Origin of the sequence: Mycolicibacterium phocaicum (assembly GCF_010731115.1) — a bacterium.
In the GTDB taxonomy this organism is placed as follows: domain Bacteria; phylum Actinomycetota; class Actinomycetes; order Mycobacteriales; family Mycobacteriaceae; genus Mycobacterium; species Mycobacterium phocaicum.
The window spans coordinates 3947546-3963915 of record NZ_AP022616.1 but is presented as its reverse complement, the minus strand read 5'-3'; the positions used below and the strand labels follow the sequence as shown (position 1 = coordinate 3963915).

The 16370-nt window shown below is 65.8% G+C and carries 17 protein-coding genes and 1 pseudogene; 2 read left to right on the top strand and 16 right to left on the bottom strand.

The window, feature by feature from the left end:
- Positions 1–38 precede the first annotated feature (38 nt).
- Genes G6N46_RS19005 through G6N46_RS18995 form a run of 3 tightly spaced genes read right to left on the bottom strand, consistent with a single transcriptional unit; the run spans position 39 to position 2006 of the window.
- Positions 39–629 carry a class I SAM-dependent methyltransferase gene (locus G6N46_RS19005; RefSeq protein ID WP_138251186.1) on the bottom strand — a complete coding sequence of 197 codons (591 nt, stop codon included), beginning with the start codon at positions 627–629 and terminating at the stop codon, positions 39–41.
- Between the two features lie 49 nt (positions 630–678).
- Positions 679–1437: a helix-turn-helix domain-containing protein gene (locus tag G6N46_RS19000; protein ID WP_138251187.1), complete on the bottom strand. Its 759-nt coding sequence runs from the start codon at positions 1435–1437 to the stop codon at positions 679–681.
- Between the two features lie 8 nt (positions 1438–1445).
- Positions 1446–2006, bottom strand: a complete 561-nt coding sequence (locus G6N46_RS18995) for a PadR family transcriptional regulator (RefSeq protein ID WP_138251188.1) — start codon at positions 2004–2006, stop codon at positions 1446–1448.
- Between the two features lie 110 nt (positions 2007–2116).
- On the opposite strand from G6N46_RS18995, the gene G6N46_RS18990 reads away from it, so the two are divergent.
- Entirely contained in the window at positions 2117–2536 is a 420-nt protein-coding gene (locus tag G6N46_RS18990; protein ID WP_174814068.1) for a nuclear transport factor 2 family protein, read from the top strand.
- A gap of 2 nt (positions 2537–2538) precedes the next feature.
- Entirely contained in the window at positions 2539–3576 is a 1038-nt protein-coding gene (locus G6N46_RS18985) for an LLM class F420-dependent oxidoreductase (protein WP_138251190.1), read from the top strand.
- A gap of 11 nt (positions 3577–3587) precedes the next feature.
- Here the strand turns inward: G6N46_RS18985 and G6N46_RS18980 are convergent, their stop codons facing one another.
- From G6N46_RS18980 to G6N46_RS18920, 13 genes and pseudogenes are all read right to left on the bottom strand, one after another.
- A complete protein-coding gene (locus G6N46_RS18980) occupies positions 3588–4067 on the bottom strand; it encodes a CAP domain-containing protein (protein ID WP_138251191.1) in 480 nt (159 codons plus the stop codon).
- Positions 4064–4330, bottom strand: coding sequence for a DUF732 domain-containing protein (locus tag G6N46_RS18975; protein ID WP_234880824.1), 267 nt, complete (start codon positions 4328–4330; stop codon positions 4064–4066). Before G6N46_RS18975 ends, G6N46_RS18980 begins: the two co-directional genes overlap by 4 nt.
- A 74-nt stretch (positions 4331–4404) precedes the next feature.
- Positions 4405–4959 (bottom strand): Rv1363c family protein, encoded by a 555-nt coding sequence (locus G6N46_RS18970; RefSeq protein WP_138251192.1) that lies wholly within the window; start codon positions 4957–4959, stop codon positions 4405–4407.
- 37 nt (positions 4960–4996) lie between these two features.
- A complete protein-coding gene (locus G6N46_RS18965) occupies positions 4997–5572 on the bottom strand; it encodes an Rv1363c family protein (protein WP_138251193.1) in 576 nt (191 codons plus the stop codon).
- Positions 5542–7013 (bottom strand): annotated as a pseudogene (locus G6N46_RS18960) (MCE family protein). The gene G6N46_RS18965 and the pseudogene G6N46_RS18960 overlap by 31 nt, the downstream one beginning before the upstream one ends.
- A 1-nt stretch (position 7014) precedes the next feature.
- On the bottom strand, positions 7015–7320 hold the full coding sequence (locus tag G6N46_RS18955) for a hypothetical protein (RefSeq protein WP_234880825.1): 306 nt from the start codon (positions 7318–7320) through the stop codon (positions 7015–7017).
- Positions 7275–8627, bottom strand: a complete 1353-nt coding sequence (locus tag G6N46_RS18950) for an MCE family protein (RefSeq protein ID WP_234880826.1) — start codon at positions 8625–8627, stop codon at positions 7275–7277. The genes G6N46_RS18955 and G6N46_RS18950 overlap by 46 nt, the downstream gene beginning before the upstream one ends.
- Positions 8628–8629: 2 nt before the next feature.
- Positions 8630–9991 (bottom strand): MCE family protein, encoded by a 1362-nt coding sequence (locus G6N46_RS18945; protein WP_138251194.1) that lies wholly within the window; start codon positions 9989–9991, stop codon positions 8630–8632.
- Positions 9988–11016: an MCE family protein gene (locus tag G6N46_RS18940; protein WP_167526416.1), complete on the bottom strand. Its 1029-nt coding sequence runs from the start codon at positions 11014–11016 to the stop codon at positions 9988–9990. Before G6N46_RS18940 ends, G6N46_RS18945 begins: the two co-directional genes overlap by 4 nt.
- Positions 11013–12323: an MCE family protein gene (locus G6N46_RS18935; protein ID WP_138251195.1), complete on the bottom strand. Its 1311-nt coding sequence runs from the start codon at positions 12321–12323 to the stop codon at positions 11013–11015. Before G6N46_RS18935 ends, G6N46_RS18940 begins: the two co-directional genes overlap by 4 nt.
- Positions 12324–12329: 6 nt before the next feature.
- Complete coding sequence (locus G6N46_RS18930; RefSeq protein WP_456093945.1) at positions 12330–13184, bottom strand: ABC transporter permease; 855 nt, start codon at positions 13182–13184, stop codon at positions 12330–12332.
- Complete coding sequence (locus tag G6N46_RS18925) at positions 13181–13987, bottom strand: MlaE family ABC transporter permease (RefSeq protein ID WP_138251196.1); 807 nt, start codon at positions 13985–13987, stop codon at positions 13181–13183. Before G6N46_RS18925 ends, G6N46_RS18930 begins: the two co-directional genes overlap by 4 nt.
- Before the next feature lie 356 nt (positions 13988–14343).
- Complete coding sequence (locus tag G6N46_RS18920) at positions 14344–16203, bottom strand: beta-galactosidase (RefSeq protein WP_138251197.1); 1860 nt, start codon at positions 16201–16203, stop codon at positions 14344–14346.
- Positions 16204–16370 lie beyond the last annotated feature (167 nt).

Sequence of the window (16370 nt, the reverse complement as noted above, 5' to 3'; positions counted from 1 at the left end):
GAACGCTAATTGACCGTAGCGTCGACAGCGGTTGGCTTTCAAGGCCTGTCGGCGGACCCGCTGATCGCACTGAACTGCATCACGTGCCCGAACATCTTCGTAGCCGTGTCTACCTGGAGCCCGTGGCGCCGTCCTTCGGCCGCCAGCTCATCGGGGTTCACCAGCCGGAACGGCGACCGGTCCACCCGGTGCACCGCCGTGGCCACCGGTGTCCGCGTCAGGTCGTAACCGACGAACACGCCGCCGGGCTTGAGCACCCGGGCGATCTCGGCGACCGCGGCCTCCCATTCGATGACGTGGTGCAGCATCAGGCAGCTGACCACCGAATCGAACGCGCCGTCGTCGAACGGCAGGCGGGTCGCATCGGCGCCCTGCACGGTGACGTCCGGGTTGTCCTCCAGCCTCCGCGCCGCGGCGTCGACCATCACCGGGTCCAGGTCGGTCGCGGTGATCGACAACCCGGGACGCGCCGACGACAGCCCTTCCGCGATTGCCCCACTCCCGGAACCGATCTCGAGCAGCCGTTCTCCCAGCTGGTCGGTGGGCAGGATGTCGAGGACGGCACGGGTGGTGGTTCTCCACATGGCGCCGCAGCAGAAGGCCCGCTCGACTCTGGACATCACCGGCATTGCGGTCTCCTCCTCGTAGTGTCCTTCGAGTATGGAACCGCCTGCCCCCTCAGTACTTGGACGGATCCGTCGAATCCCGCAGCGCCCGGGCGATCTCGGACGGCGCCGCGCCGGTCATCTCACGGCATACCCGGTTGGCGTGGGAGCCGTCGGCGAATCCGGCCAGATGTGCGGCGTCGGTGACCTGCTCGCCGCCGGCGAGATGTTTCAACCCGGAGAGCAGCCTGGCCCACCGGGTGGCTGCCGAGAAGGACACGCCGGTCTGCTGCCGGCACAGGCGGCCGAGGTAGTCCGGCGACACCGCGACTTCGTGGGCGACGGATGCCAAGTCGACGGATTCGGTTGTGCCGCTGTAGATCAGGTCCAGCGCCTGCCTCAACTGCGGATGCAGCCCGGGTTGCTCTCGGGGGTCGCCACAGAGGTGGTCGATCAATGCGGCGGCGGCCAGCTCGGGGTCGGCGTCGTAGGCGTCCGCCACTCTCTGCGCCAGTGCCGGGCCGCCCTCGGGCAGCCAGATGCCATCACCGGATTCGCTCAGTGCCCGGGTGTGCAGCGCCGTCCCGGGCCACGTGTGCGGCGCCAGGTAGAACGCCAGCGTGACGTCGGTGGGCTCGGACCGCACCGCGTGCCCGGCGCCGCTGGCGATGACGACGACGTGCCCGCTCCGGGGCGCCGCGCCGTCTGTTCGGACCGTCAGCGGACCCATCAGGCCGACACCGATCTGCACCGCCGGATGGTGGTGAATCTCCAGGTCGCCGAACGTGCCGACGACCATGACCTGCGCTGGACCGATCTCCCAGACGCGCATGCCTCATGCTAACGCCGCGGCTGCCGCCGCTCGATTACCTCCAGCGCCTGTTGCGCCCACCGCAGATTCTCCTGCTCGAACGCGATGCCGCGCATCAGCGTCAGGTAGGGCCCCACGCGCTCCGCCTCGGACAGGAACGTCGCCTCGCTGCGGCCGCCCAGTATGCGGCTGCGAATCCGTTCGTAGAGCTCGAGTTGATTGGTGGTCCACTGGATTCGGTCCCGCAAGCCGGCGCACACCGCCGCGGCATTGCCGCTGTCGACGGTCGACACCTGGACCAGCAGGTCGTCGCGCATGGCCAATGGCTTCGGCGTGGCCTCGGTGAAGGCATGCACCGCCTCCCGTCCGGCATCGGTCAGCGTGAACATCCGCTTGTTGGGGCGCCGCTCCTGCTCGACGACACGGGCCTCGATCAGCCCGTCGGCCGCGAGGCGGTCGAGTTCGCGGTACAGCTGCTGCGGGGTGGCCATCCAGAAGTTGGCGACGGACGCGTCGAAGCCCTTGGCCAGGTCATATCCCGAGGCCTCACTGTCGAGCAGGGCCGCCAAGACGGCGTCACGCAGAGCCATGCCCAGGAGTCTAGTAGTCAACAAAGTGATTAGTCACATATAGACATGCGGAGTTTGTCCGACTAGCGTCACCGGTACCTAATCAACAAATTGACTATGCGAGGTTTGCGATGCAGGCATTCCGCAAGGCCGTCGAGGCCGCCGACGGCGAGGCCATGGCCGCCTGTCTGGCCGACGACGTGGTGTTCACCAGTCCCGTCGCCTTCAAGCCTTACCCGGGCAAGCCCATCACCGCCGCCATCCTGCGCGGCGTGCTGCGGGTCTTCGAGGACTTCCGCTACATCCGGGAGATCAACGATCCCGAAACCAACAGCCACGCACTGGTTTTCGAGACCACGGTCGGCGGCAAGCGGATCACGGGCTGCGACTTCATCCACGTCAACGACGAGGGTCTGATCGACGACTTCATGGTCATGGTCCGGCCACTGTCCGGCGCGACCGCGCTGTCCGAGGCCATGGCCGCCCAGTTCCCGCAGATTCAGGCCGAGGCCGCCGAAGCCATCGCCGCCCTGGCCGCCAAGGAGCAGTGAGCGTGAAGATCGGTCTCGGCATCAACTATGCCGGCGGTTTCAAAGAGGTCGTGTCAGAGGTCGCCGATCTCGAAAAGGCCGGCCTGGACGTCGTTTTCGTCCCGGAGGCGTACTCCTTCGACGCCATCAGCGCACTCGGCTATCTGGCCGCCGCCACCGAGCGGGTGGAACTGGCCTCCGGCGTCCTGCAGCTCTACACCCGCACGCCCACGCTGACGGCGATGACCGCCGCCGGCCTCGATTACGTGTCCGACGGCCGGTACATCCTGGGTCTCGGCGCCTCCGGCCCGCAGGTGATCGAAGGCTTCCACGGCGTCCCCTACGACAGCCCGATCGGCCGCACCCGCGAGGTCGTCGAGATCTGCCGCCAGGTGTGGCGCCGTGAGCGACTCGCCTACCAGGGCAAGCACTACACCATCCCCCTCCCGGAGGGCCAGGGCACCGGGCTCGGTAAGTCGCTCAAGCTCATCAACCACCCTGTGCGCGAGCGCATCCCGGTGCTGCTGGCCGCACTCGGCCCGAAGAACGTCGAGCTGGCCGCAGAGATCGCCGAGGGCTGGCAGCCGATCTTCTACATGCCGGAGAAGGCCAAGGACGTCTGGGGCGACGCGCTGGCGGCCGGGTACGCCAAGCGTGACGCGACACTGCCGCCTCTGGACATCTACGCCGGACCAGCACTGGCCATCGGCGACAACGTCGAGGGCATGCGCGAGTTCATCAAGCCGCACATCGCGCTGTACATCGGTGGCATGGGCGCCAAGGGCAAGAACTTCTATCACAACGTGGCCACCAAGTACGGCTACGGCGCCGAGGCCGACCGCATCCAAGAGCTGTACCTGGCCGGTGACAAGGACGGCGCGGCGAAAGTAGTTCCCGACGAACTGGTTCGGGACATCTCACTGATCGGCAGCCGCGAGTTCGTCAAGGAACGGGTGGCCGCATTCCGGGAAGCCGGAGTCACCGTGCTCAACGTGGTGCCGATGGGCGCGACGACCGCCGACCGCGTCAAGCTGATCGCGGAGCTGCGCGAGCTGGTGTAGACGGTAAGCCTCTACGCGCCCGGCTGTCCGTACACCGCGACGACGACCGAGCGGTCCCAGCTGTTCTCCGACCACACGCCCATGACCGTGTTGGCGCAGTTGGCCATGATCGCGTACGTCGGCGGGTCGTAGTACCACTGGTTGAGTACATCGAGGTTGTTGATGGCGATCGAGCGGTTGATCGCCACCGTCTGAAACACCTTGCCCCGGAAGCCTGCTGCCTGCGCCCGCGTCTGTGGCGTCGACCCATCCGAACCGAGATCGCCGTCCAGGTCGCGGTTGTTCAGTACGTCGTTCGCGTGCCACTCGGCGGCGAGCCGCAGCTGCGGGCTGACTGCCACATCATTGGTGCACCCGGCCTGATGCTGAATGGTGTAGACGTTGGCGATCACGCTGTTGTTGAGGCGGGTGTTGTCGGCATGGGCCACCGCAGGCAGCGCGGCGCCGCCGCCGACGACCGCCAGGATCACCCCGACCAACCGCGGCCTCACGGTGCCCCCGGCCGGTAGTTGGCCGCCGAATCACGCAGCGGCCCGATCAGTTCGGGGCACAGTTCGTTGATAGCCTGTCCGACAAGGTAATTGGCCAAGCCCTCGTCGCCACCGGTCACCTCGACCTTGATATCGCCGATGATCTGCCCATAGCTGCGGCCCGCCGCGATCTTGTCACACACACCGCGCCCGTATGCGATGGCGGCATCGCCACTGGGGAAGCTGAAACCGGGCCGCACGTTGACGCTGTTCACGTACGTCACCGGGTCAGCGTGGGCCGACGGCACTACCCATCCGAGTCCCACCGGTGCGGCGAGCAACATCAGGAGGCCCCGCGTCACACGGGGTCGAACTGCGAGATCAGCCATCGATCGTGCACCTTGTCGAGAGTCACCCGCACCGTCGAGGTCGACGCGGTGGGCGCGTCCGCACCGATGGTGGTGGTCTGGTTCACGAAAACCAGGACCACGGCATGGTTTTCGGTGGCCGACACCGAGGCGGCGTCAGGTACGGTCGCGACCGCCGAGATGTGTTTCTGCTTGGCCCCGGGTGCCACGACGGTGTCGACCAGCTTGGTGTACTCGCCCCGGAAGCTGCCGGTCAGCCGGTCGGCGGCCGACTTGAGCTCGGTATCAACGGTTTCCGGCCGGTAGGACAGCATGGCGACGGTACCGTCGCCGGCCGCCCGTACCGACTCGGTGGCCGCGGCTTGCGCGAGCCGCACCGAATCGTCCTGCCACTTGAAGTACCCCGCGGCGAGAGCAAGGAGCATCGTGGCGACCGCCAGTGTCAGGCCGGCCCACCGCGCCCATGGCTTGCGTGACTCACTTGGCACTTCAGCAGGTTCGGCCTCGTCGACTGCGACGGGTCGTTCTTCGACATCGACTGTCATGCTCTGTCCTTCATGTTGCCGTGACCGTCCGATCTGCTCATGAAACGAACTGGACGTTGGAGATCCTGGCGCTCGCGCCGTCTTTGGCGACGCTGATCCGCATGCGCCAGTTCCGTGGTGGACCGGCCGGCGCCTCGGCCAGCGAGGTCCGCACCGACACCGCGAGAAGTACCTGTGCCCCATCACCGTTCACCGATTCGAGTCCGGCTTCGGTGACGGTGCCCTCGGATTTCGATCGGGCCTGCTTGACCACCGCGACGAACGGCTCGGACCGGCGCTGGAAGTCGTCGCGGAATGCGCCGGTCGACGAATCGAGTATGCGGCGGATGTCGGTGTCAGCCTCGGTGTAGCTGATCGTGGTCAGGTTCAGCGCGGCCTGGCGTGCGGTCTGCACGTACAGGTTCCGCAGTTCCTGCGCCTGTTCGGACTGGTGTGCGCGAAAACCCAGCCAGCCCGCCAGGGCGCCGCCGGCGACAACCAGCGCTAGACCGACTGCGACCAACGGCGAGATGCGCGACAACCGTTGCCGCAGTGACGGTTTCCGTCCCGCGTCAGCATCCTCGCCGCCTTCGCCGACGGTGTCTAACTGCTCGGGGTCAGCATGCTCTGCCATGTCTTGCCTTTCTCGGTGGCGGCCAGGTGTACGGCTTCCCGTCGGGCCCCACGTACCCGCCGGTCGCAGGGTCATAGGGCACCAAGGCCACCGGGGGCGCCGGGGGCGCGGGTCCAGGTGCGCCACTGGGGCGCTGCTGCCGTGGATCGGCGCCCGGCGCGTATTGCGGTACCCCTTGCCCCGTCAGCGTGGCGTTGGGATCGCCTTTCCAGACGTATCCGTCGTTGAGGGGCACGTACTGCTCATTGCTTTCGCAGAGTTCCACGGTCGGTGCGCGCTTGGCCGGATTGTTCTCGCACGGAATGTTCCGTACGCCACGGACATTCAGGTCGGAATCCTGCGGAACCCGGCAGTACAGCTCACCGGCGGGACGTTCGGGATAGTCCACCTCAGTGGGTACCCGCTGCTGCTTGATCGGCAGGAAGCCGGTGTTGCACGGGGGCGGCAGGTTCATGTTCAGTTTGAAGTCCAGATAGATGCCCCGATAGGGCGTCTTGAGGTCCGAGTCGGCGACCGCGATCGCCGACATCAACGCGGTGCCCTGCGGGAAGAGCACCAGCAGTTGTTCGATGTCGTGCCGATAGACCACCGCGATCTCGCCCAGGCTCACCATGTTGGCCAGCAGGACCGGCAGTGCGGGAGCGAACCTGTTGAACAGGGCGCGCCCCTCCTCCAGGGTCGGCTGGCCGAGCTTGACCAGCTCGGCGAATGCCGCATCCTGGGCCTTGAACTGGCCGGTGATTGACGCGAGCCGCTGCGCCCACGTGGCGATCGAATCCGCCGTCTGCACTTGGGAGTTCAATACCGGGGTGCTCTGGTCGATCAGTTGCGTGATGGGGCCGACGGTCTTACCGGCCTCGATTGCCAACGACGTGGAGCCGTTGACGATGCGCGACAACTCAGGTCCGAGTCCGCTGACCGCTTTGTCTGCTTCGTCGACGACGGTACGCAGATTGTCCTGCGGGATGGCTTCGAGCGCCCGGTTGGTCGCGTCGAGCAGGTTGCCGATATCCGGCGGAATCCGCACCTTCGCCACCGGGATGGTCGCGCCGCCGCGCAGGGTCGGGCCGGCGTCGGATTGCCCTGCCGCAGGGATCAATTCGACGAACTGCTCACCGACGGCCGAGCGGCTGTGCACCGCAGCCGATACGTCGGCCGGCACCTTGATCGAGGAGTCGAGGTTAAGCTCCGCGCGGACCCCGCCCGTCGTGACATCGACAGCCTTGACCCGCCCGATCTCGGTGCCGCGGTAGGTGACCACCGACGTCGGGTACAGCCCGCCGGATTCGGGCAGCTCGACTGTCACGGTGTAGCGGCCATACCCGAGCAGCGTCGGCACGTGCACGAAGCCGAATGCCATGACACTGCAGGCGATCACCGTGACGGCGCCGAGGATCGCGAGCTGGATCCAGACGGTCCGGGACAACCGCAGGCGCAGCATGTCAGTACCCCCCGAAGTGATAGGGAGCGATCAGGGGGTTGCCCGCGGTGTACGGGCTCGGCATCTGACCGATCGTGCGGCCCCACTGCATTTCGAGCTCGGTGAGGTTGCCCTCCCACCGGGTGCCGGTGAACAGGCTGCTGTCGAGCCGGCTCAGCGTGAGATCGATGATCATCGTGATGTTGGCGAAGTCGCCCCGAAACCAGTTGCCGAGATTGCTCTTCACCCACGGATAGGTCGACAGGAAGTCCAGTCCCTTCGTCAGCGCCGGGCCCGAATCTGCCAGCGACCGCAGCACCGGCACCATGCTTCGCAGGTTGGCGACGAGGCTCTCCTTGGTCTGCTTGACCGTCGACGCCGCGACGGCGCTGAACCGACCGACGGGGCCGGCGCCGGATTCTCCTGCGGCGCGGCTCCGCCCGGCCGCAGGCGCGGCTCGCTGTATGTGACCTCGTTGGGCCGGGCCGTTGCGCCGACGAACGGGTTGCCGCCGATCGGCAGGAAGTTGTACTGCCGGTTCTTGATGATCGGCGCCAGGTACTGCACGCACAGCTTGGCGGACTGCTCGAAGCCCTGCCGCGCCGCGGACTGGATTGCGCCGCACAGGAACTGCACGGTGTCGGCGAAGTTGACCGGTGCCAGGATGCCGGTGATGGCGCTCTGCGCGGGGTCGTAGATGTTGGTGAAGTTCTGGAACACCGTCGGCGTGATGTGCAGGACCTGTTTGAGGTCCGTGCGGCTGTCGTTGAGCGCTGTGGTGATCGCGTTGAGGTGATCGAAGGTGGTACCCAGCCCTTCGCGATTCTCCGCGATGAAGCCGCGCAGATCCTTTACCGCGGTATCCAGGTTGCGCGTCGCGTCGGCGATGTTGTTCGGTGTGCTCGACAGGGCGGTCGTGATGGACGCCATGTTGGTGTTGAAGGACGCCAGCAGGTCGCTGCTCGACGACAGCGCGGACACCAGCATCTGCAAGTTGCGGACAGTACTGAAGATGTCGGTGCTGTGGTCACCGAGGGCCGACATGGCGCGGGACAGTTTGATCACGGTGTCGCGGGCGGTGTCGCCCTGGCCACGCAGGTTGTCGGCGGCACTGTTGATGAATTCACCGACGGCACTGGGACCGCCGGGGCTGGTCGGCTGCAGCGAGTCGGTCAGCTTCTCGAGCTGCTGCCGGAAATCGTCCCACTCCACCGGCACCACGGTGCGGTCGAGTGCGATGGTGGAGCCCGCGGCAAGCTTGGGGCCGCTGGTGTAGGCGGGCACCAACTGGATGGCCCGCGCACTGACCAGTGACGGCGACAAGATGGCCGCACGGACGTCGGCGGGCAACGCGTATTGCGAGTCCACCGAGAAGGTCACCTTGGCGGCATGCGGTTGCGGTTCGATCTTCTCGACCGTGCCGACGGTGACGCCCAGAATCCTGATGTCGTCGCCGGTGTACAGGCCGTTGGTGTTCGCGAAGTACGCGACGTAGGTGCTGCGGACGGCGGCAACCCACCAGGACCGCGCCAGTCCGGTCGCCGCGACCGCCAGGATGACCACCAGAGTGAGCGCAATGGCGATGCGCCACGCCCGGCGGCTACCCACGCGCGGTGTGGTTTCGGGGGTGGACATGGTCAGCTCCCTCCCACGGGCGAAACGGGATCTGACACCACACCGGGCGAACCGCTGGGCGAATGGTTCGACGGCGGGAGCGGCGTCGGATGCGGGACCGTCGGCGGTGGCACCTCACCTGGGGCCGGAGCCAACGCCGGAGGTCCGGGCGCCGGACCACCGGGCGGCGGCGCGGGCAGTGGCTCACGATAGGGGTAACGCGGGTCACCAGGATTTCCGGTGATCGCATCGGGCAGCGTGAGATTCGGCGGTCCGCCCTGGCCGGTGCGGGGATACGGCGACGGCAGCGGCGGAGTACCCGGCTGACCGGCGCCGGGCTCGGTCAGCTGCGACGGCAACAGCACGTTGGGGTCCAAGCCCAAGTCGGAGAACGCCGCGTCGACGAACGGCTGATCGAACTGCCCCGGGAACAGGTTGACCAGTGACGCTTTGAAGAACGGTCCCGCACCCAGCACTTCGCCGAACGACATCGCGTACCGGCGCAACAGGTACAGCGTGCGCTGCAGCTCCTTCTTCCGGTTGTCGAGGATGCCGAGGACGCCGTTGAGCTTGTCGACGGCCGGCTTGAGTTGTGTCCGGTTGTCGTTGACCAGACCGGACAGCTGGACAGTGGCGGCGCTGACATTGGTCATCAACATCTCGACCGAATTACGTTGCGACAGAATCTCTCCCAGTAACGCGTCGGTGTTGACCACCAGCTGCGCGATCTGGTCGCTGCGCTTGGCCAGCACCGAGGTCACCTTGTTCGCGTCGGCGAGCAGCTGCCGCAGCTTGGCGTCGCGGGTGCCGAGCGTGTCGGAGAATCGCGCCACGCTCTCCAGCGCCAGCTTCAGGTCGGGAGGGGTGTTCTGGAATGTCTGCGCCAGTGTCTTGAGCGCCGACGACAGCTGTGTGGTGTCGAGGCCGCTGATGGTGGTCGTCAGGTCACCCAACGCCGCCGGCAGGTCGTACGGCGAGGTGGTGCGTTCGATCGGGATGGGGCCGTTAAGGTTTCGGTCACCGCGCGGCGTCAGCTCCAGCACCTTGGTGCCCAGCACCGTCTCGGTCTTGATGGCGGCCTCGGTGCGGTCGCCCAGTTCGACATCGTCACGCACCGTGAAATCCACCCGAACCTTGGCGCCCTCCAGATGGATTCCCGAGACCCGCCCGACACCCAGGCCCGACACTCGCACGTCGCTGCCCGTCTTGATACCGCCCGCATCGGCGAAGTACGCCTGGTAGTCGGACGTCCCCTTGATGAACGGGATCTTGTCGTAGCTGAAGGCGGCGACGACTATCGCGACGATCAGCGCGATACCGGTCGCGCCCACCGCCAACCGGTTTCGTTCGGCCAGCGGCTTGATGTTCCACTTGATGCGCGTCATCTCGGTGTGCACCGCCCCGAATCCTGGCCGGCCACTTTGACGTACACCGGTTGGCCGCCCTTCCCGTTGAGCTTGAGCAGTGCGTCGCAGAGGTAGAAGCCGAAGTAGTCGCCGTACAGTCCGTTGCGCGAGAGAATCTGGTAGGCGTCGGGCAGCGTCCGCACCAGTTCGTCGACGTAGTCATGGTCGGCCATGATCTGGCCGGAGACCCGGTCCGTCTGCTGCACAAACTGTTTGATCGGTTCGCGAGCCACCGTCAGCAGGTCGGCGATCGACCGCGCCGCGGTGTTGATGTTCGCCACGCCGGTGGCGATGTCGGACTTGCGGTCGGCCAGCCCCTGAACGAGTTGCGAGAGCTTGTCCAGCCCATCGGCGAACTGGGTGTCACGCGCCGCGAACGTTCCCAGCACGGTGTTGAGGTTGGTGATGACCTCACCGATGAGCTGGTCCCGGCCGGCCAACGTTGTTGTCAGAGACGAGGTCTGGGCCAGCACCGAGGAGATGGTGCCGCCCTGCCCCTGGAACACCCTCAGCAGTTCGCCGCTCAACGCATTGACCTGGTCCGGATCGAGCGCACGGAACAGTGGCCGGAAGCCGCCGATGAGCGCGTCGACATCCAGTGCCGGTGACGTCCGGGACAACGGAATGGTCTGGCCCGGAAGGAGTTTGCGCACCGACCCGGGTCCCTCCTCGAGCGCCAGATAGCGATCGCCGATCAGGTTCTCGTAGCGGATGGTCGCCGTGGTGCCTTCGGTGAGTGTCAGGTTTCTGTCGATGGCGAAGTCGATGGTGACGGTGCCGTCGCGGTGCAGGTTGAGGCTCTTGACCTTCCCGACCTCCACGCCGGCGATGCGAACGAAGTTGCCGCCCTTGAGCCCCGACACGTTGCTGAACACCGCCTGGTAGGAAGCCCGCGAATCGAAACGGAACTGCCCGAACACCGTCAGCAGCCCGAACATGAAGAGCAGGCTCACCACGGTGAAAATCACGACGCGGGTGGCGATCCCGCGAATCCGGCTTCTCACGGTGCCCCCGGCTCGGGTTGGGGGACACCCATCTCAACACCGGGCAGCCCCGGTGCCGGGCCGCCCGGATACCTAATCCGCGGCGGTTCGGGTTGCGGTTTGGTCACCGGGAAGTAGTTGGCGAAACCGGGGAAACCGATACCCGGGTTGGGCCGCATGTCCAGGCCGTCACCGAAGCCGGTGTCGGTCACCAGATATTTGACCGGAAAGTTCTTGCTGACGTCGGGCAGCGAACCGCAGCTCGGCTTACCACCGGGCCCGCCGCTGGCATTGACGACGGGCAGGTTGTCGGGGAACCGGTAGGGGTCGGCGCCGGCCAGCAGCGCGGCGTCCATGATCACCGATTTCCCGTTGCCGCCCATGGCATATCGACCACCGTGTTCGAGGAACCACTGAGCGCCCTGGAACAGGCAGGTATAGGTCGGCGAATACTTCTCGAGCAGCGCGGTGGTCGGCCTCAGCAGTTCCATCGACCGGGCCAATGCGGTCTCGTTGGTCCCGATGGTGTCGATGCCGGCCTGGGAGAAGCCGACCGCCGACAACAACAGGCCGTCCAACTCCTTCGACTGGCGGGCGATCGTGGTGGCGGTGGTCGAGAACGAATCCAGGCTGGACACGATGTCCTGTGCCGCGGTCGAATACGCCTGCGCGGTCCGCCCGAACAGCTGCCAGTCCGTGCGCACGGTGTCCATGCGCGGATTCACCTCGAGCAGAACGTGGTTCGCGTCGGTGATGGCTTGGCCGATGACGTCGCCCTTGCCGCGCAACGACTCGGCCACCGCCGAGAGCACAGAGTTGAGCTTCGTCGGGTCGATCACCTGGACCACCGACTGCAGGTTCTCGAATACGGTGTTGACCTCGACCGTCACGTTCTGCGACTGCAGTACCGCACCTGACCGGAGGTGGCCCGCGCTGGGACCGCTCGAGGGTACGTTCAGTTCGACGTACTTGGCGCCGAACGCGGTGCTGGACCGGATCTGCGCCTCGACATTTCCGGGCAACTGTGCAAACGGTCCGGGGTACATCCGGAGCTTCAGCGTCGAAAGTACATGTCCCGCAGTATCTGTCCGACTACCGATCGATTCGACCTCGCCGATCTGGACACCCCGGAGTTTCACCTTCGCGCCGTCTTCCATCACCAGGCCGGCACGGTCGGAGATCAAGGTCAACGGTACGAATCCCCGCAAGGATCCGGAGAACAGCAGCCACGTCATCGCGGTCATGGCGACGACCAGGATCACCAAGACCGGCGCCCACCAGATCGGGTCGATCTGCTCACGCCGAGATCCGTTCGCTCCCTTCGCCATCGGAGTTCAGCCCGCCAGATGGAAGTTGCCGGACTGTCCGTAGACGGACAGTGTGATGGTCAGCAGGATGAATACCCCCGCGGTGATCGAGGTGCGCACCGCGCGGCCGACGGCCTCGCCGACACCGGCCGGTCCGCCCGTGGCCGTGAAGCCGTAGTAGGTGTGCACCGCCATCACCGCGGCGGCCATGGCGAGCGCCTCGAAGAATGACCACGCCAGGTCGTTCGGGTGCAGGAAGGTCGTGAAGTAGTGGTCGTAGACGCCCCGCGACTGGCCGTAGATGATCGTCGTGCCGAATCGCGTGGCCAGGAAGGACATCAGCACCGCGACGGTGTAGATCGGGACGACCGCCACCACCCCGGCGACGATCCGGGTGGCGGCCAGGTACGTGATCACGCGGATCCCCATGACTTCCAGGGCGTCGATCTCCTCGTTGATACGCATGGCGCCGAGTTGCGCCGTCGCACCCGCGCCGATCGTGGCGGCGAGTGCCACCCCGGCCGTCGCCGGGGCGATGAAGCGCACGTTGAGAAAGGCCCCTAGGAAACCCGTCAGCGCTTCGATACCGACGTTGGACAACGTGTTGTAGCCCTGTACGGCGATCAGCGCACCGGTAGACAGCGTGAGGAACCCGACGATGACCACGGTGCCGCCGATGACGGCGAGGGCCCCGGTGCCCATGCCCATGACCGCGATGAGCCGCAGCACCTCGCCCGGGTAGCGCCGGACGGCGTCCGCGGTGGCGGCCAGGGCACTGCCGTAGAAGGCCGTCTGCTTACCCAGTCGGCGGGTCGCCGCGATCGCCTGGTTTGCCATTTCGCCGATCTGGGACGTTCGGTCGGCATCCACATCGGTTGTCATGGCGCCACTTTCACGCCGAACGCGGTCGCCAGGATGTTGATGAGGAACAGCGCCATGAAGGAGAAGACCACGGTCTCGTTGACCGCGTTGCCGACGGCCGTCGGGCCACCACCGACCGACAGGCCCTTGTAGCAGGCGATCAGTCCGGCCGACAGGCCGAACAGCAAAGCCTTGACCAGGGAGACGATCACCTGCGGCAGCCCCGTCAGGAGCGTCATCCCGGCGATGAACGCGCCCGGGGTGACGTGCTGGATGTAGACGACGAAGAAGTAGCTACCTGCGAGGCCGACGACGGCCACCATCGAATACAGCATTGCCGCGACGAACGTCGCGGCGAGGACCCGGGGCACGACGAGTGCCGGAATCGGTTTGACACCAATGACTTTCATGGCGTCGATTTCTTCCCGGATGGTCCGTGCGCCCAGGTCGGCACACATCGCGGTCGAACCGGCACCGGCGACCACGATCGCGGTGACCACCGGCCCCACCTGCGTCACCGACGCCAGTGCGGCGCCGGCACCCGACAGGTCACCGGCGCCGACCTCGATCAGCACGATGTTGAGGGTGAAGACGATCAGCACCGTGTACGGAATCGACAGTACGACGGTGGGCACGACGGAGACCCGGGCGACGAACCAGATCTGCTCGATCAGTTCCCGCCAGGCATATGGCGGACGCAGCATCGCGGCGAACGTCTCGCCGGCCAGGACGATGAAGTCGCCGACCGCCACGGCTGGTCGTGCCCAGGGCGCGGTGGCGCGCGGAGACGACAGAAGCGGTTGCGCCACAAGCTGCCTCCCCATGTCATTTCGTCGTCGAGCTTTGGCCCGGACGTTAGGAAGGCACGAGTTTGCTGTCAACGCAACAGAATTGACGTATGACGTCGTCAATTACCGAAGATGCAGGTCGCCTCAACGCAATTGCTTTAGCGCACCCGGATTGAATCGGGTTGAGCCAAAATGTCGACCACGTGGGATCAGATACGGACGGAAAAGGGCCCAGCGGCATCTGACCAGTCCGGTCGACTACACGCCTGTCGTATCTCCCGGGTCGTGTCCACCGCCAGTCGTCCCGCCGCCCCGCGGAACGCAATGCTCAGTTTCCGCACCAATTCAGCGAGGGCAATCGACCGTGCGTCCCCGCAGCTCGAAAACCGTCGTTACTGGGCGCTCTGCGCCTTGGCTGGCTTTACCTTCTGAGCGTCGTTCGGGGTGTCGCCGTTTCGCGGCTTGCCGGCACCGGACGGCGCGCTCTGCTTATCGCCACCCGTCGCGTGCTGTCCCGACTCCTTGCCCTTATCCCGCTTCGGCGCGTCAGACTGCTTCGGCGCCTGGGACTTCGGCTGGTCCTTCGTCGACTCCGCCGGATCCTTCTTCTTGCTTGCCGGCTTCGTGTCGTCAGGCGCTGCCTTCACAGCGTCCTTCGTCTCGGGTGTCTTCACTTCAGGGCTGTCCGCGGATTCCTTCGCGGGTCCCTTCACCGCGTCCGGGTCCGCGGTGTCCTTGGCTTCGGCTCCCTTGCTTGGCGCAACCTTCAGGCCGGCCTCGCTTGCCGCGGGCTCGGGCTTGGCGGCCGCAGCGCCCTTCGGCGAACCGGCCGCCACCGCAACGTCATTCATCGCGGCCACTGCCTTCAACGCAGCCATCGGGTTCGCCGCCGCGCCCGGTGCCGGCGGGTGAATGATGTCGCCGATCTTCTGGATCACGTTCGAGATACCCGCGACGACGGCCTGGGTGATATCGACCGCCGTATTGGCGACCCACTTCACCCCCTGAAAGACGGCGTTGGTCACCCACTTGATCGTGTTGACGACTGCCTGCGTCACCGCCTTGGTGACGTCGACGAACGCATTCCATGCGGCATCAACGACTTTCACGACGGCTTGCCCGATGTTGACAGCGACGTTCACGACCGCGCCGACAGCGAGTCGCACGATGGCACCCAGTCGGCGCTCGGCATCCCCGAGGTCAATGCCGTTGAGTTGCAGAATTTCCTGCGCGATGACGAACGCGGCTTCCTTCGGAATCCAGTTGGCGTCGAAGATGCCGAAATAGCCGCTACCCGGCTGACCGTCCCGCGTGGTGTAGATGAACAGTGGCCCGGCGTAGTTCACCCCATCGGTGGACATCGTCTGCCACGTCTCGATGAGGTTCTTGATGTAATCGGCCTGCGTCTGCTGGCTCACGTGGTCGGTCGGCACGCCGTACTCGGTGATCCAGATCTTTTTGGCGCCGTCCCCGAATGCCTCCATGAGTGCGTGGATGTGCTGAATCTGCGTATACGGCGCCAGAAGGGTGCCCTGGCCATCGGAGAACATCAACGATTCGTGGTACGGGTGGATCGCCAGCGCGTCGAACGAACCTTTCGCACCCGCGGCGTACATCTGAGCCACGTAGTCGACGGGGTTCATCGTGACGTTTCCGGCACTGAAGACACTGCTCAAACCGGCCGCGATGACCGTCGCCGTCGGGTCGGCCGCTTTGATGACCGGGTAGGCGGCCTGCAGTAACTGGGTATAACTGGCCGGCGATACCGGGTCGTAGAAGCAGTTGCAGTTGACCTCGTTCCACACCTCGTAGGCCGAGACCGTGCTGCTGTACCGCGTCGCGACCAGGTTCATGAAACTCGCGTAGGCGGCCGGGTCGGGCGTATTCGCGCCCGGGAAGTTCCCGTCGATTCCCGCCCACGGCGGCGTGCTGTTGACCATCGCGAGCACGCCCATGTTCCGGGCTTTCGCCGCGTCCATGATCGCGTCGATCGGCGCCCAGTTGTACTTACCCTGCAACGGCTCGGTGTAAATCCAGGGGATGAACACCCGGACGTTGTCGACGCCCATGGCTTGCAACATGTCGAGCGTCGCGTCGATGTTCTCCTGCGACATGCCATAGAGGCTGGAGTCAGCGATGCCGATGCTCGATGGCGCCGACACGATCTCCGCTGTCGGCGTCACTGCGATGTGCGAGACCGGCCGCACCGGCTGCTCCACGTACGCGCAGAAAATCGCCAACGGAACCAACACGGTCAACGCACGATGCACTGCCCTGCACCCGAGTTTGCCGATCCGTCCAGCCACCAAAGCCCCCTCGCAAAGTGCTTCCCGCGCGGCCCACAAGCACCGCTCGATCCAAATTTACGTTCGAGGACGTTAATCCGTGACCGATACGGCCATGTCCCCTCACCCGCCGT

What these genes read in the sequence shown, in the direction of transcription:
- G6N46_RS19005 (WP_138251186.1), bottom strand. Translation starts at nt 629, where the DNA reads ATGCCGGTGATGTCCAGAGTCGAGCGGGCCTTCTGCTGCGGCGCCATG.
- G6N46_RS19000 (WP_138251187.1), bottom strand. Translation starts at nt 1,437, where the DNA reads ATGCGCGTCTGGGAGATCGGTCCAGCGCAGGTCATGGTCGTCGGCACG.
- G6N46_RS18995 (WP_138251188.1), bottom strand. Translation starts at nt 2,006, where the DNA reads ATGGCTCTGCGTGACGCCGTCTTGGCGGCCCTGCTCGACAGTGAGGCC.
- G6N46_RS18990 (WP_174814068.1), top strand. Translation starts at nt 2,117, where the DNA reads ATGCAGGCATTCCGCAAGGCCGTCGAGGCCGCCGACGGCGAGGCCATG.
- G6N46_RS18970 (WP_138251192.1), bottom strand. Translation starts at nt 4,959, where the DNA reads ATGACAGTCGATGTCGAAGAACGACCCGTCGCAGTCGACGAGGCCGAA.
- G6N46_RS18965 (WP_138251193.1), bottom strand. Translation starts at nt 5,572, where the DNA reads ATGGCAGAGCATGCTGACCCCGAGCAGTTAGACACCGTCGGCGAAGGC.
- G6N46_RS18955 (WP_234880825.1), bottom strand. Translation starts at nt 7,320, where the DNA reads ATGGTGCCGGTGCTGCGGTCGCTGGCAGATTCGGGCCCGGCGCTGACG.
- G6N46_RS18950 (WP_234880826.1), bottom strand. Translation starts at nt 8,627, where the DNA reads ATGTCCACCCCCGAAACCACACCGCGCGTGGGTAGCCGCCGGGCGTGG.
- G6N46_RS18945 (WP_138251194.1), bottom strand. Translation starts at nt 9,991, where the DNA reads ATGACGCGCATCAAGTGGAACATCAAGCCGCTGGCCGAACGAAACCGG.
- G6N46_RS18935 (WP_138251195.1), bottom strand. Translation starts at nt 12,323, where the DNA reads ATGGCGAAGGGAGCGAACGGATCTCGGCGTGAGCAGATCGACCCGATC.
- G6N46_RS18930 (WP_456093945.1), bottom strand. Translation starts at nt 13,184, where the DNA reads ATGACAACCGATGTGGATGCCGACCGAACGTCCCAGATCGGCGAAATG.
- G6N46_RS18925 (WP_138251196.1), bottom strand. Translation starts at nt 13,987, where the DNA reads ATGGGGAGGCAGCTTGTGGCGCAACCGCTTCTGTCGTCTCCGCGCGCC.